This window comes from Luteimonas salinisoli, assembly GCF_013425525.1.
GTDB lineage: Bacteria > Pseudomonadota > Gammaproteobacteria > Xanthomonadales > Xanthomonadaceae > Luteimonas > Luteimonas salinisoli.
Window position 1 is genome coordinate 1 of sequence record NZ_JACCKA010000022.1, and the last position, 15,552, is coordinate 15,552.

Below are 15,552 nucleotides of genomic sequence, written 5' to 3' on the forward strand. Positions count from 1 at the left end.
CGGCCTGCGGGCCGGCGTCGCCGCTCCCGCCGTAGGGCCGGGCCCGGCGCGCGTCCCGCAGCGCCAGCGCCCACCAGCGCAATTGTGCCAGCATCGCCTGGAGCCTCGATTCGAGCGCTTCCGGCTCGCGCAGGCGTCCGTCGGCATCGAAACGCGCGCCCGCGTTCGCGATCGCCACGCTGTCGTGCATCGTCACCACGTGCAATGCGGCGAATACCTGGCGCAGCTGCTCCACCGCGCGCAGCCCGCCGGAGAATCCGCCGTAGCTGACGAAGGCGACCGGCCGCGCGTGCCAGTCCGCGCTGGCGGCGTCGATGAGCTGCTTGAGCGGCGCCGGATAGCCATGGTTGTACTCGGGCACCACCACCAGGTACGCGTCGGCGGCGCCGATCCGCCGGCGCAGCGCCCGGGTGGCCGGATCCGGCGTGGTCGGCAGGCGATCGGGCAGGCGCAGCCGCGCAGGATCCAGCACCGACACTTCGAACCCGCCCTGCGTCGCGACGTGCGCGGCCGCCCAGGCGGCGACGGCATCGCACAGCCTGGGGCTGCGGTTGCTGCCGAGGATCAGTTCCAGGCGCAGGAGAGGCTGCATGGCGCGTCCTTGGTTGCATCGGGGAGGCGTGCAGGGTAAAACCTCAACCAATATTTAGATCAAGGGTTGAGATGAACCGTGAGCCGAAATCCCGCGGCATGCGCCGCGAACTGGCGGTGGGCGAGGTGGCCGCGCGCAGCGGCGTGGCGGTCTCGGCACTGCATTTCTACGAGAAGAAGGGCCTGATCCAGGCCTTGCGCACCGCCGGCAACCAGCGCCGCTACGCGCGCGACGTGCTGCGCCGGGTGGCGGTGATCAAGGTGGCGCAGCGCGCCGGCGTGCCGCTGGCGGAGGTGCGCGAGGCGCTGGACACGCTGCCGGGCGGGCGGACGCCCACGGCCGCCGACTGGAGCAGGCTGTCGCGGCGCTGGCGCGCCGACCTCGACGACCGCATCGCCAGGCTGGTCCGGCTGCGCGACCAGCTCGACGGCTGCATCGGCTGCGGCTGCCTGTCGCTGCGGAGCTGCCCGCTGCGCAACCCCGACGATGTGCTCGGCGACCAGGGCCCTGGCCCGCGCCTGCTGGAGCCCGCCGAATACTGAGGCCGGCCGGAGCGTCCGGCCCGCGGGCGGCGCAAGCCGCGGGGCCGCCGCCCGGCAGCGTGCCGGCACGCGCCGGCATCGGGGCGGGCCGTCCCGTGCCCGCTCGGCATGCGCCCTGGCGCCGGTTCCGGGCACGCGCGGCCGGCCCCTATACTGCGGCGAAATCCCCGCGGACCCTCGCCGATGCCACGATTCCTGCGCGTTCCCCACACCCTGGTGCTGCTGTTCGCGATGATGATGGTCGCGCTGGTCTCGACCTGGGTGCTTCCGCAGGGAGAGTTCCAGACCGTCGACGACGGCAAGGGCCATGCCCTGGTGGTGCCGGGCACCTACCAGCAGGCCGAGGAGCGCACCGTGCTGTCCCCGCTGGCGCTGTTCACCGTGGTGCCGCGGGCGCTGGCGGCGGCGCAGGACATCATCTTCTTCGTGCTGATCGTCGGCGGCGCCATCGCGGTGCTGCGCGCCAGCAGGCTGATCGACGCGGTGCTGGGCTGGATCCTCAGGCGCGTCGGCCACAGCCCGAACCTGCTGATCGTGATCGGCATGAGCGTGTTCGCGATCGGCTCCGGAACGATCGGCGTGGCCGAGGAATACATCCCGTTCGCGGCGATGCTGATCGCCCTGTGCCTGGCCATGCGCATGGACGTGATGACCGCGATGGGCATCATGATCTGCGGCTACGGGATCGGCTACGGTGTCGCCGCGCTGAACCCGTTCACCGTGATCATCGCGCAGGGCGTGGCGGGGCTGCCGCCGACCTCGGGCTGGGAGTACCGCCTGGCGCTGTTCGTGCCGTTCGTCGCCATCGGCGTCCACCACGTCTGGAGCTACGCGCGCCGGGTGCGCGCCGATCCGGAGGCGAGCCTGATGAAGGGCATCGAGGTGAAGCATGCCCCGCCGACGGAGTACCCCCCGTTCCGCGGACGCATGCCGGTGCTGCTGCTGGCCACCCTGGTCGCCCTCGGGCTGATGGTCTGGGGCATCACCGCGCGCGGCTGGTACCTGGTGGAGCTGGGCGCGCTGTTCCTGGGGCTGGCCGTCTTCGTCGGCCTGGTCGGCGGCCTGAGCGTGGACGGCACCGCGCGGCGCTTCGCCGAAGGTGCCGCCGAGCTCGCCACCACGGCGCTGCTGATCGGCTTCGCGCGCTCCATCGCCCTGCTGCTCGAGGACGGCCGGGTGCTCCACACCATCGTCGACGGCCTCGCCGCGCCGCTGACCCTGGTCGGCGCCGAGATCGCCGTGGTCGGCATGCTGCTGGTGCAGACGGTGCTCAACCTGTTCATCCCCTCGGGCAGCGGCCAGGCCTTCGTCACGATGCCGATCATGGCGCCGCTCGGCGACCTGATCGGCGTCAGTCGCCAGGTCTCGGTGCTCGCCTACCAGTTCGGCGACGGCTTCTCCAACATGATCGTGCCGACCAATATCGTGCTGATGAGCATCCTCGGCATCGCCGGCATCCCCTACGACCGCTGGTTCCGCTTCGTGTTTCCGTTGATCCTCAAGCTCACCGTCGCCGCCGCGATCGCGCTGGTGGTGGCGGTGCTGATCGGATACGGCTGAACGGGGGCCCGGGCCTTTGCCGCCCCGCCGCGATCTGGGATAGTGGGCGCGCCGCCGCCACGCGGGCCGGCATGGGGACAATCAGGAAGGGGGATCCGATGAGGACGTTTCGGAGCATGGCCGTGCTCGGCCTGCTGTTTTGCGCGCTGCTGCCGGTCGCGGCGGCAGCGCAGGTGGATGTCGAGCCCTATGTGGCGGAGGAGCGCTTCCGCGACATCAAGCTCTCGCCGACCGGCGAGTACTACGCCGCATCGGTCCCGCTGGGCGACCAGACCGGCCTGGTCGTGATCCGCCGCAGCGACGGGCAGATGACGGCGAATTTCCGCTTCAGGCGCGGCACCCACGTCGGCGATTTCTGGTGGGTCAATCCCGAGCGCGTGCTCATCTCCGTCGCCGAGAGTTTCGGGACCCGCGACGATCCGCTGCCCACCGGGGAGCTGTACGGCATCAACGCCGACGGCGGCCAGCGCGAACTGCTGGTGGGCTGGCGCGTGCAGACCCATCAGGCGGGCACGCGGATCACCAGCGCCAAGCGCGAGGAGCGGGTGGCGGCCTACCTGGTCGACCGGCTTGCGGACGACGACAGGTCGGTGCTCATCGCGGTGCGGCCGCTGACCCGCGATGCGGTCACCCGGGTCGAGCGCATGAACGTATACACCGGACACCGGACCCGCGTCGCCGTGGTGCCGCTGCTCTCCGCCGACTTCGTCACCGACAGCCGCGGCCGCGTGCGTTTCGCGGTGGGCACGGGCACCGACAACATCAGCCGGACCTACTACCGCAGCGACGACGATGCGGAGTGGTGGCTGGTCAACGACGAGCGCACCAGCGGCCGCCTAGAAAGGCCGCTGGGTTTCTCGGACGACGATGCCACCGCCTACCTGAGGGTGAGCCGGCCAAAGGGGCCGGATGCGATCGTCGCGATGCAGGTGGGCACGGGCGAGCGCAGCGAGATCCTGCGCGACGCCACGGTGGATCCCGTGCCGGTGTACCGGGACGGCGGGGGCGCGCTCATTGGCGTGCGCTACTCAGGCGCCCGGCCGAGGCTGGCGTTCTTCGACGAGCAGTCGGCGGACGCGCGCCTGTATCGCAGCCTGGAGGCGGCATTCCCGGATACCCGGGTCGAGATCCAATCCGCCACGGCCGACGGCCGCCACAAGCTCGTGCTCACCAGGAGCGACGTCGACCCGGGCAGCTTCTACGTGTTCGACTCGACGGAGAAGAAGGCCGATTTCATCCTGGCGCGCCGCGCCCAGGTCGATCCGCGGCAGATGGCGCCGATGCGCGGCATCGCGCTGAAGGCGCGCGACGGGACGGAACTGCACGGGTTCCTGACCATCCCGACGGGCGGCGCGGGCACCGGCCTGCCGCTGGTGGTGATGCCGCATGGCGGCCCGTACGGCGTGTTCGACGAATGGGACTTCGACGAGGACACCCAGCTGCTCGCCTCGGCGGGCTATGCGGTGCTGCGCGTCAACTACCGCGGCTCCGGCAACTACGGGCGCAGCTTCAGGCAGTCGGGAGCGCGGCAGTGGGGCGGAACGATGCAGGACGACCTGACCGACGCCACCCGCTGGGCGATCGGCGAAGGCATCGCCGATCCGGAGCGCGTCTGCATCTACGGGGCGAGCTACGGCGGCTATGCCGCGCTGATGGGCGCCGCGAAGGAGCCCGACCTGTATCGCTGCGCGATCGGCTACGTCGGGGTCTACGACCTGCCCAAGGTGCGCAGCGATCTCAACCGCGTCGGCCGCTCCGCCAGCACCTGGAGCGAGGACTGGCTGGGCAACGACAGCGCGCTGCTGGCCGCGGCGTCGCCGAATCGCCTTGCCGAGCGGATCAAGGTCCCGGTGCTGCTGGCGGCCGGAGGCGAGGATCTGGTGGCGCCGATCGAGCACAGCACGATGATGGAGCGCGCGCTGGTCGGGTCCGGCGCGCCGGTGGAAACGCTCTACTTCGCCAACGAGGGGCACGGCTTCTACACCGAGGAGCACCGCCGCGAGTTCTATGTGCGGCTGCTCGGCTTCCTGTCGACCCACATCGGCGGTGCCGGACCGGTGCGCGACTGATCCGCATTGCGCGGCCCGGCCCGCGCAGCGCTCGGGGGCGGACCCTGGTCCGCCGCCGTGGCGCCGTCTCCCGGCTGTGCGGGACGGCGCGCCCGCCGTCGGCGATGAGGCCGTGCCACCGGGGCGGAGCTCGCGGTCGAGCCGCGTGCGGCGGCCGTTCCCGGCTTGCGGGCCCCGGCCCGCGGCATCGGCTACCATCGGCGCCTTGCCTGTTCCGGAGACCGCGATGAAGCTGCGAACCGCCCTGCTGCCGCTGTGCCTGCTGGCCGCCCTGCCGTCGTACGCGCTGGCCGAGCGCGGGCTCGAAGCCCGCGATCTGGCGAGCCTGGCGCGGGTTTCGTCACCGGTGCTGTCGCCGGACGGAGGCCGCGTGGTGTTCGCCGAGCGCACCGTCGATTTCGCCGCGGACAAGGCCGCCAGCGCGCTGTACCTGCGCGACCTGCGCACCCGCGACCTGGCGCCGCCGCGGCGGCTCACGCCGGAGGGTTGGAACGTCAACTCGCCGGCGTTCTCGCCCGATGGCGCCACGGTGTACTTCCTCAGCGCGAAGCACGGCAGCCAGCAGCTGTACGCCATCCCGGCGGGCGGCGGCGAGCCGCGCCAGCTGACCGGCTTCGCGCTCGACATCGGCGGCTACCGCCTGTCGCCGGACGGTACCCGCATCGCCTTCAGCGCGGAGTCGTTCGCCGACTGTGCGGGCGCGGCCGACGGCGACGTGTTCTCCTGCACCAAGGCCGAACTCGACCGCCGCGAAAACGGCAAGACCAGCGGCGTGGTGTACGACAGCCTGTTCGTGCGCCACTGGGACACCTGGAAGGACGGACGCCGCAGCCGCCTGTACGCCGCCGACCTGCCGGGTGCCGACGCGGCGCCGGCGACGGTCGCGGTGGCGCTGAGCCGGGCGCTCGACGGCGACATCCCCTCCAAGCCGTTCGGCGGCGCCGAGGACTACGCCTGGGCGCCTGACGGAGGGTCCGTGGTCGCCAGCGTCAAGGTCGCCGGGCGCGAGGAGCCGTGGTCGACCGATTTCGATCTCTATCGCCTCGACGCCCACGGCCGCGGCGAGCCGGTGAACCTCACCGCAGACAATCCCGCCTGGGACGCCGGCCCGGTGTTCAGCGCCGACGGCGCCACGCTGTTCTACCGCGCGATGGCGCGTCCCGGGTTCGAGGCCGATCGCTTCGCGGTGATGGCGATGGACCTGGCCAGCGGCGAGGTCCGCGAGATCGCTCCGGACTGGGACCGCTCGCCGAGCGGCCTGGCGCTGGGGGGAGACGGCGCACTGTACGCGGCGGCGCAGGACACCGGGCAGTACCCGCTGTTCCGCATCGACCTGGCCAGCGGCGAGGTCGCCCGGCTGGTCGGCGACGGCACCGTGTCGTCCTACCAGCTGGCCGGCGATACCCTGGCCTTCACCCGCAACTCGCTGCACAGCGGCGACGTGCTCTACACCGCGACGCCCGACGGCGAGCACCTGCGCCAGATCACACCGACCGCGGCCGAGCGCCTGCCCGAAGTGCGCTTCGGCGAGTACGAGCAGTTCAGCTTCCGCGGCGCCGGCAACGACACGGTCCACGGCTACGTGGTCAGGCCGTGGAACTATCGCGAGGGCGAGACCTATCCCGTCGCGTTCCTGATCCACGGCGGCCCGCAGGGCAGCTTCGGCGACGGCTGGAGCTACCGTTGGAATCCGCAGACCTATGCCGGGCAGGGCTATGCGGTGGTGATGATCGACTTCCACGGCTCTACCGGCTACGGCCAGGCGTTCACCGACTCGATCAGCGGCGACTGGGGCGGCAAGCCGCTCGAGGACCTCCAGAAGGGCTGGGCCGAGGCGCAGCGCAGGTTCGATTTCCTCGACGGCGACCGCGCCTGCGCGCTCGGCGCGAGCTACGGCGGCTACATGATCAACTGGATCGCCGGCACCTGGAACGAACCCTGGAAGTGCCTGGTCAACCACGACGGCGTCTTCGACACCCGCTCGATGGGCTACGTGACCGAGGAACTGTGGTTCACCGAGTGGGAGAACGGCGGCCCCGTGTACGACAACATGGAGGCCTACGAGAAGTTCAACCCGGTCCGCCACGTCGACCGCTGGCGGGTGCCGATGCTGGTGGTGCAGGGCGAGAAGGACTACCGGGTGCCGGTCGACCAGGGCCTGATGGCCTTCACCGCGCTGCAGCGCCGCGGCATCGAATCGAAGCTGCTGTATTTCCCGGACGAGAACCACTGGGTGCTCAAGCCGAACAACAGCGTGCTGTGGCACGGCACCGTCAACGAGTGGCTGAGGCGCCACATCGGCGATTGAGGACCGGCATCCCCGTCGCCACGGTCTCCCGACCACCCCGTAGAGCGGAGCTTGCTCCGCTGCTCTCGGCTTCGGAGGCTGCGCAGCCGAGCAAGCTCGGCTCTACGGGGACGTTCCGGCGCCTTGTCTGGAGGACGGGGATCCGTCCGTGGACGGCGGGGGCCGGCGGACATCATTCACGCGGCATTGCCTGGAGCGCCTGATGGACGAGACTTCCACCGCCCTGATCAGCAACGACGCGGTCGTCATGGGCCTGCTGGCGGCAACGCTCGGCGCGGTGTTCTGGACCGCCTCGCGCACCACCGGATTCTGGGCGAAGTTCTATACCTACGTGCCGGTATTGCTGCTGTGCTACCTGCTGCCGGCGGTCTACAACAGCATCGGCCTGATCGACGGCGAGGCCTCCGGCCTGTATCCGGTGGCGCGCGACTACCTGCTGCCCTCGTCGCTGGTGCTGCTGTGCATCGCCATCGATCTGGGCGCGGTGCTGCGGCTCGGGCCGAAGGCGGTGATCATGTTCCTCACCGGCACGGCGGGGGTGATGCTGGGCGCGGTGGTGGCGTTCGCGGCGATGGGCCTGATCGCGCCCGGCGTGGTCGCCGGCGAGACCTGGCGCGGGCTGACCACGGTGGCCGGCAGCTGGATCGGCGGCGGCGCCAACCAGGCGGCGATGAAGGAGGTGTTCGAGGTCGACGACAACCTGTTCGGGCAGTTCGTCGCGGTCGACGTGCTGATGGCCAACGTGTGGCTGGCGGTGCTGCTGTTCCTGGCGCCGCGCGCCCCGGCATTCGACCGCTGGACCCGTGCCGACACCTCGGCCATCGACGACCTCAAGCAGCGCATCGAGGCGTTCCAGGCGCAGCATTCGCGCATTCCCGGACTCGGCGACCTGATGGTGATCCTCGCGGTGGGGCTGGGCGCCACCGGGCTGTCGCATTTCCTTTCGGAGCCGCTGGTGGCGTGGATCGCCGCGCTGCCGGCGGAATGGAACCTCGAGGACTACAGCCTCACCTCGGGATTCTTCTGGCTGGTGGTGTTCGCGACCACGATCGGACTGGCCCTGAGCTTCACCCCGGCGCGCCGCCTCGAGGGCGTGGGCGCGTCGCGGATCGGTTCGGCGATGCTGTACGTGCTGATCGCCACCATCGGCATGCAGATGGATCTGGGCGCGCTGCTGGAGCGGCCCGGATTGTTCCTGCTGGGGCTGATCTGGATCGCGGTCCATGCGATCCTGCTGCTGGTGGTGGCCAAGCTGATCCGCGCACCGCTGTTCTTCCTCGCGGTCGGCTCGCAGGCGAACGTCGGGGGAGCCGCCTCGGCGCCGGTGGTGGCCGCCGCGTTCCATCCGGCGCTGGCGCCGGTCGGCGTGCTGCTGGCGGTGCTCGGCTACGCGCTCGGCACCTACTGCGCCTACATCACCGGCCTGTTGTTGCGTTTTATGGGCACTTGAGCCGGCCGGGCGCAGCGCGCACGCCGACCAGACCCCGCAGGGGCATTTCTCCTGCGACTTTAGTCTTAATCCGCCGATCGGCGGCGGGTCCGAACCTTCCATTCCGCCGCCGCAGCTTTCATGCTGCCCGCACGCCGGCGCCGGTCCGGGGACCACGGGAGATGCCAGGGTGAATGCGATCGTACTGCTGCTCGTCGGCCTTGCCGCGATGGCGCTCGGCTACCTGTTCTACTCGAAGTTCATCGCCGAGAAGATCTACCGGCTGGAGGCGGACTTCCGCACCCCCGCCCATACGATGCGCGACGGGGTCGACTACGTGCCGACCAACCGTTTCGTACTCTGGGGCCACCACTTCACCTCGGTGGCCGGCGCGGCGCCGATCGTCGGCCCGGCGATCGCGGTGATCTGGGGATGGGGACCGGCCTTCCTTTGGGTGATCCTGGGGACGGTGTTCTTCGCCGGCGTGCACGACTTCGGTGCGCTCTGGGCCAGCGTGCGCAACAAGGGCCAGTCGATGGGCATGCTCAGCGGCAGCTACATCGGCCGCCGCGGCCGCAACCTGTTCCTGGTGGTGATCTTCCTGCTGCTGCTGATGGTCAACGCCGCGTTCGCGGTGGTGATCTCCAACCTGCTGGTGTCCACGCCGACCGCGGTCATCCCGGTCTGGGGCGCGATCCTGGTGGCGCTGGTGATCGGCCAGCTGATCTACCGCTACAGGGCGGGCCTGCTGTGGCCGTCGATCGGCGGCGTGGCGGTGCTGTACGCGCTGATCTGGGTCGGCAGCATGTACCCGATCGCCCTGCCGGAGACGGTACTGGGCATGGGCGCCCGATCGTTCTGGATCGTGCTGCTGTTCCTGTACGCGGGCGTCGCCTCGCTGCTGCCGGTCTGGGTGCTGCTGCAGCCGCGCGACTACATCAACGGCCTGCAGCTGTTCCTCGGCCTGGGCATCCTGTACGCGGCGGTGCTGATCGCCTCGCCCACCATCGTCGCGCCGGCGTTCAACGATGCGGTGCCCGCGGGTACGCCGAGCCTGGTGCCGCTGCTGTTCGTCACCATCGCCTGCGGCGCGATCTCGGGCTTCCACGGCATGGTCGCCTCGGGCACCACCTCCAAGCAGCTCGACAAGGAGACCGACGCGCGCTTCGTCGGCTACTTCGGCGCGGTCGGCGAGGGCATGCTGTCGCTGGCGGCGATCATCTGCTGCACCGCCGGCTTCGCCACCCTGGTCGACTGGCAGGAGGTCTACAGCAAGTTCGGCGGCGGCAACGTCACCGCCTTCGTCAACGGCGGCGAGGCGCTGATCTCGCGGGGACTCGGGCTGCCCGAGAACCTCGGCTCGACCATGCTGGCGACGATGGCGATCCTGTTCGCCGCCACCACCATGGATACCGGCCTGCGCCTGCAGCGCTTCGTAGTGCAGGAGGCGGGCGAACTGGCCGGCTTCAAGGTCAACACCCTGGTCGGCACGGTGCTCGCGCTGGCGGTGTGCATGGCGCTGGCGTTCGGTGCGGGCGCCGACGGTGCCGGCGGCATGGTGATCTGGCCGCTGTTCGGTACCACCAACCAGCTGCTGGCCGCACTGACCCTGGCGATCATCTCGGTGATCCTGATCAAGAAGGGCCGCAATCCCGTCTTCACCATGGTGCCGCTGGCGTTCCTGCTCGTGATGTCGGTGTATGCCCTGGTGGTGCAGCTGCGCACCTTCTACGACGACGGCAACTGGCTGCTGCTGGGCATGGACATCGTGATCCTGGTCGCTGCGCTGTGGGTGGCGCTGGAGGCGGCGATCGCCATGGCCAGGGGCCGCGACGCGGCGGGCGAGACCGACGCGGCCGGCGCCTGAGGGCCGGTCGTGGCGCGCGACGACGGCGGGAGTGGCGGGGAATCCCGCCTGGCCCGGCTCGGGGCGGGGCTGCGGGAGTTCTACGTCGCCCCGTACCGGCGCGCGTTCGCGCGCGCGCAGCGCGACGAGGACGACCTGTTCATGATGATGGTGTTCGCCGAGGCGCTCGGCGTTCCCAACCCGGCGACGTACTACACCCTCGAGCTGATGCCGGCGATGTACGAGCGCTTCCACGCCTGGCACCGGCGCATGGGCATGGAACGCTCGCCGCTGGACCACGTCTCGTGTTGCTGAGCCTGGCGGCGTCGCGGCGGGTGCTGTTCCTCGGCGGCAAGGGCGGCGTGGGCAAGACCACGGTGGCCTCGGCGGTCGCGCTGGCCCAGGCGCGCGCGGGCCGCCGGGTGCTGCTGGTCTCCACCGATCCGGCGCACAACCTCGGCCACCTCTGGCAGCGGCGGATCGGCCCGGCGCGGGTGCGCGTGGCCGCGAACCTCGATGCGCTGGAACTCGACCCCGAGGCCACCGTGCGTGCGCACCTGGACGAGGTCGGCGCCGCGCTGCGCCAGCTGATGCCGCCGCACCTGGCGGGCGAGGTCGACAGGCACCTGGCGCTGTCGCGCGATGCCCCGGGCATGCACGAGGCGGCGCTGCTCGAGCGCATCGCCGAGCTGGTGGAGGAGGGCCTGCGCGACGGCGACCTGCTGGTCTTCGACACCGCGCCCTCGGGCCACACCGCGCGGCTGATGGCGCTGCCGGAGATGATGTCGGCCTGGACCGAAGGGCTGCTGCGGCGGCAGGAACGCAGCGAACGGTTCGGCGCCGCGCTGCGCAACCTCGGCGCCGACGACGGCGTCGCCGAACGGGCGCTGGGCGGCGGGAGTGCCGGTAACCCCCGGGACCGCGATCAGCGCATCCGCCAGGTGCTGCATCGTCGCCGCCACCGCTTCGAGCATCTGCGCGGGGTGCTCGCCGATGGTGCGCTCGCCGCGTTCGTCATCGTCCTCGCGGCCGAGCGCCTGCCGGTGCTCGAGACGATCGAGCTGCACGCGCAGCTGCAGCGCGCCGGCGTGCAGGTCGGCGGTCTGGTGGTCAACAAGCGCTCGCCCGCCGATGCCGGCGAGTTCCTTGCCGGACGGCACGCCCAGGAGGAGGCGCATCTGCAGCACCTGAACCGGGCGCTACCGGAACTGCCAGTGCAGCAACTGCCGCTGCTGCCCGGCGACGTGGTTGGGGCGGAGGCGCTGGAGGCGTTCGCGGGACGGCTCTAGTCGCGGCCCGAGTCCCGTGCGATGGTGCCGGCGGCCGCCGCGGCCGAAGCCATCGGGTCTGCGGCCGGTTGGCGGCGATCGCGTGCGTCTCGGGCCGCGGGGGCATCCCGCGGCGCGGTTCCGGTGGGGCGGTCAGAGCCAGCCGGCGCGCTTGAACATCCGGTACAGGACGCCGCAGGTCAGCGCGATGAGGCCGACGAGGACCGGATAGGCGTAGCGCTCGTCCAGTTCGGGCATGCCGTGGAAGTTCATGCCGTACCAGCTGGTGATCAGCGTCGGCGCGGCCAGCAGCGCCGCCCAGGCGCCCAGCTTCTTCACCGTTTCGCCCTGCGCCAGGGTGACCAGCGACTGGTTGACGCCGAGCGCGGTGCCGAGCATGTCGCGCAAGGCGTCGATCGAGTCGTTCACCCGCACCGCATGGTCCAGCACGTCGCGGAAGTACAGCCGCACCTCCTCGTCCGGGATCAGCGGGCTGGAGGTGCGCACAAGCTGCGACAGCACGTCCTGCAGCGGCGCCACCGACATGCGCATGTAGGTCAGCTCGCGCTTGAGGTCGTACAGCTGAACGATCGTCTGGCGCCGGTAGGTGTCGGAGAAGATGTCCTTTTCCAGCAGCAGCAGCGTGTCCTTGAACTGCGCGGCGATCGGCAGGTAGTTGTCGACGATGTAGTCGAGCACCGCGTACAGGCCGTACGAGGCCCCATGCCGCAGCAGTTCGGGCTCGCGCTCGACGCGCGTTCGCGCCGGCGCGTAGGTCAGGGAGGCGCCGTGGCGCACCGTGATCAGGAAGCGCGGGCCGAGGAAGGCGTGGGTTTCGCCGTAGACGATGTGCCCGTCGATCATCTGTGCGGTGTTGACGGCGATGAACAGCGAGTTGCCGTAGGCCTCGATCTTCGGCCGCTGGTGCGCCGAGTGCGCGTCCTCGATCGCCAGGTCGTGCAGGCCGAACTCCTCCTGCAGCTTGTCGAGTACGGTGTCCTCGGGCTCGTACAGCCCCAGCCAGACGAATCCGCCGTCGTCCAGGGCGAGCGCGTCGCTGATCGCGTCCAGGTCCAGGGCGTGCCGCTTGCCCGCGCCGTCGTAGCGGATGCAATTGACCACACAGTCGGGAAGGCCGGGCGCCCGGTCGGCGTTGTCCATGCCGGTATCCTGCGCCAGCGGCACGGCGGCGGCAACCGGCGGGCGCCTCGCGCCGGCCGTCGTGGGACGCGGGGTCCGAGCTAGTCGGCGACGAAGCGGATGGCCTGGCCTCCCCCGGACGCCAGCGCAAGGCTCAGGGTGTCGGCTGCGGTCACCGTGCGCTGCTCGATCACGATGTCGGACTGCTCGCTGCGCCAGCCGGCATCCGGCCCGTCGCGATAGACCTGCGCCGTGTAGCCGCGGCCGGGCTCGAGGAAGGACAGCGCGACCTCGACCTCGCGCGGCTCGTCGTCGGTCACGGCGCCCAGGTACCAGTCGTCGCCGCCGCGCTCGCGGCGGGCGATGGCCACGTACTCGCCGATCTCGCCGGCGAGCACGCGGCTGTCCTCCCAGTCCACCGGGACGTCCTCGATGAACCGGAATGCCGGCAGATCGGCTTCGTAGTTCTCGGGCAGATCGATCGCCATCTGCAGCGGGCTGTAGATCACCACGTACAGCGCCAGCTGCTTGGCCAGGGTGGTGGCGATGCGGCCGCCGGAGCGGGTCTGCATCGAGAACACGCCGGGCGTGAAGTCGAACGGGCCATCCAGCATGCGCGTGAACACCAGCGTGGCCTCGTGGCCGGGCGGGTTGCCGGGCTCGCCCCAGGCGTTGTATTCCATGCCGCGCGCGCCTTCGCGGGTGACCCAGTTGGGATAGGTGCGGCGCAGGCCGCTGTCCTTGATCGGCTCGTGCGGGTTGATGCTGATGCGCCGCTTCGCCGCCTCGGTGATCACGTGGACATGGTGCCGGGACATGGCCTGGCCTTCGTGCCAGGCCAGGCGCAGCGCGCCATCGGCATCGCGCACCTTGGCCTGGCCGCCATCGGCCACGTAGCCGGTCTTGATCGCGGCGACGCCCAGGCGCTCGTACAGGTCCAGTGCGTCCTCCAGCTGATCCTCGTAGTGGGCGGCATGCCCCGAGGTCTCGTGGTGGCCGATCAGGCGGACGCCCTTCGCCTGCGCGTGCGCCGCCACGCGCTCGATGTCGAAGTCGGGGTAGGCTTCGGTGAAGCTGAATTCCTCGCCGTTGGCGAACCAGTCGCCGTCCCAGCCGAGGTTCCAGCCCTCGACCAGCAGCCCGCCGATGCCGTGCTCGGCGGCGAAGTCGATGTAGCGGATCGCCTCCGCAGTGGTCGCGCCGTGTTTCGGGCCGGATCCCCAGGATTTGGTGTCCAGGTGCATCTCCCACCAGATGCCGAGATACTTCATCGGCTTCACCCACGAGACGTCGCCGAGCGCGTTGGGGGCGTTGAGGTTCAGCACCAGGTCCGACTCGGCGAGGCCCGCGGCGTCGTCGCTGACCAGCAGCACCCGCCAAGGGGTGGCGAACGGCGCCGCGCGCTGCACCTTGGCGGTGCCGGTGCCGGGGAACAGCATCGCGCGCAGGCGCCGGCCCTCGACGCGCATCAGGTTCATCGCCGAATAGTCGATCAGCGCCGCCTCGTGCAGGGCCAGGTGCAGGCCGTCGTCGGTGCGCAAGGTGAAGGGCGTCTGCGCGAAGCCGACCTCGGCCAGCGGCGTGCGCTGGTAGACGTATTCCTTGCGGTTCCACTCCTGCGCCGGGATCCACCATGCGGTGGCGGGATCGGCGAGGACGAACTCGGTGAGCTCGTCGGCGATGTTGAGCTGCCGCAGTTCCGCCTGGGCGGGAAAGTCGTAGCGGAAGCCGATGCCGTCGTCGAATGCGCGGAACAGCACGTCGAAGCGCCGCCGGGCCCCCGCGCGCTCGGCGAACGTCACGCGAAGCTCGTTGTGGCGGTCGCGCACGAAACGCCGCTCGCCCCAGGGTTGTTCCCAGGTTTCGTCGTGGCTGCGCGTTCGCTGCTCCACCAAGTCCAGGTTGCGTTCCAGCTTGGGGGCGTCGGTGAGCATGATCCCGAGGCGAGAGGGCGCGATCACCGCACGGCCGCTGCGCGAGACGCTGTAGCTGGCGCGTCCCTCCGGGTCGGTGGTCACCGCGACCTCGAGACTGCCGTCCGGCGAGGAGACGCGTGCGACGGGCCGTTCGCCCGTGGCAGGCTGGGCCAGCGCGGACAACGGCAGCAGCACCGCGAGGCAGAGGAAAAGTCGGCTGGTCATCGGTGCGGTCCTCCCGGTTGCGTTCCGGCTGCACTGGATGCGCGCAGTCGCGGACGTGCCCGATTCTTGCACGGTGGCCAGCGCGGGGTGGCCGCATACGTATGCGGAAGATCGCTTGCGCCCGCCGTGCCCGATGGAGACACGTTCGCATTGCCTGATTTGTCCGGCGGAGTGTATGTCGCCTGGCTGCGCGCCTGGTCGAACTGCATCCGCGGAACGTGTTCCGGGTGCGTCGTACGGTGCAGTTGCATCTTGGTTCACGGCCATGCAAGCGAGCAGGTTCGCGGGCTTCGGAGCCAGCGGCGCCCGGGCCGGGATATGCTCCCCGGCTCGGTCGGGCCATCCATGGCCCGACTCGCCGCCGCAGACCCGTGCCGCTGCGCGGCCCGGTCCGGCCCGGCGCAGCGCGCCGGGCGTTCGCACAGGCCGCGCGGCAGCGCCGCGCAAGCGGCCTGTGCTCACCCATGGTCTGCTGTCCGCATATTCCCGGCCCGGGCGCCGCACCGGTCATTGGCTTTCGGATGCCCGGCAGCCAGTCCCTCCGAAGCCGATCAACGTTCAGGCGGGAGTCGCGCCGGGGGTGTTGCGGAGAGCTGCACATGGATGTGCAGCGGCCCTGAGTCCGGCCATGGATGGCCGGACCGAAGGGCGGAGCAA

At 70.7% G+C, this 15,552-nt stretch carries 11 protein-coding genes; 8 read left to right on the top strand and 3 right to left on the bottom strand.

Translation table 11 applies throughout. The features are described from left to right. Nucleotides 1–592: NADPH-dependent FMN reductase (locus H0E84_RS02630; RefSeq protein WP_180677071.1), on the bottom strand; the 592-nt coding region annotated here is incomplete at its 3' end. A gap of 98 nt (nucleotides 593–690) precedes the next feature. Here H0E84_RS02630 and soxR point away from each other — a divergent pair. The 8 genes from soxR (at nucleotide 691) to H0E84_RS02670 (ending at nucleotide 11,635) form a co-directional block, all read left to right on the top strand. Then, complete coding sequence (soxR, locus tag H0E84_RS02635) at nucleotides 691–1,134, top strand: redox-sensitive transcriptional activator SoxR (protein ID WP_180677072.1); 444 nt, start codon at nucleotides 691–693, stop codon at nucleotides 1,132–1,134. 183 nt (nucleotides 1,135–1,317) lie between these two features. Beyond that, a complete protein-coding gene (locus H0E84_RS02640) occupies nucleotides 1,318–2,694 on the top strand; it encodes a YfcC family protein (RefSeq protein WP_180677073.1) in 1,377 nt (458 codons plus the stop codon). A gap of 98 nt (nucleotides 2,695–2,792) precedes the next feature. Then, entirely contained in the window at nucleotides 2,793–4,763 is a 1,971-nt protein-coding gene (locus H0E84_RS02645; RefSeq protein ID WP_425600452.1) for an alpha/beta hydrolase family protein, read from the top strand. A gap of 226 nt (nucleotides 4,764–4,989) precedes the next feature. Continuing rightward, complete coding sequence (locus H0E84_RS02650; RefSeq protein ID WP_180677074.1) at nucleotides 4,990–7,071, top strand: S9 family peptidase; 2,082 nt, start codon at nucleotides 4,990–4,992, stop codon at nucleotides 7,069–7,071. A gap of 202 nt (nucleotides 7,072–7,273) precedes the next feature. After that, nucleotides 7,274–8,521 carry a DUF819 family protein gene (locus H0E84_RS02655; RefSeq protein WP_180677075.1) on the top strand — a complete coding sequence of 416 codons (1,248 nt, stop codon included), beginning with the start codon at nucleotides 7,274–7,276 and terminating at the stop codon, nucleotides 8,519–8,521. 169 nt (nucleotides 8,522–8,690) lie between these two features. Further along, nucleotides 8,691–10,367, top strand: a complete 1,677-nt coding sequence (locus tag H0E84_RS20725) for a carbon starvation CstA family protein (protein WP_180677076.1) — start codon at nucleotides 8,691–8,693, stop codon at nucleotides 10,365–10,367. Nucleotides 10,368–10,376: 9 nt separating this feature from the next. After that, the gene (locus tag H0E84_RS02665) at nucleotides 10,377–10,661 is read left to right on the top strand and encodes a cory-CC-star protein (RefSeq protein WP_219339561.1); all 285 of its coding nucleotides are present in this window, start codon (nucleotides 10,377–10,379) and stop codon (nucleotides 10,659–10,661) included. Then, nucleotides 10,652–11,635: a TRC40/GET3/ArsA family transport-energizing ATPase gene (locus tag H0E84_RS02670; RefSeq protein ID WP_180677077.1), complete on the top strand. Its 984-nt coding sequence runs from the start codon at nucleotides 10,652–10,654 to the stop codon at nucleotides 11,633–11,635. Before H0E84_RS02665 ends, H0E84_RS02670 begins: the two co-directional genes overlap by 10 nt. Before the next feature lie 132 nt (nucleotides 11,636–11,767). Here H0E84_RS02670 and H0E84_RS02675 read toward each other — a convergent pair whose 3' ends face one another. Beyond that, nucleotides 11,768–12,775 carry a magnesium and cobalt transport protein CorA gene (locus H0E84_RS02675; protein WP_180677078.1) on the bottom strand — a complete coding sequence of 336 codons (1,008 nt, stop codon included), beginning with the start codon at nucleotides 12,773–12,775 and terminating at the stop codon, nucleotides 11,768–11,770. Between the two features lie 80 nt (nucleotides 12,776–12,855). Continuing rightward, a complete protein-coding gene (locus H0E84_RS02680; RefSeq protein ID WP_180677079.1) occupies nucleotides 12,856–14,895 on the bottom strand; it encodes a glycoside hydrolase family 97 protein in 2,040 nt (679 codons plus the stop codon). Nucleotides 14,896–15,552: the final 657 nt, after the last annotated feature.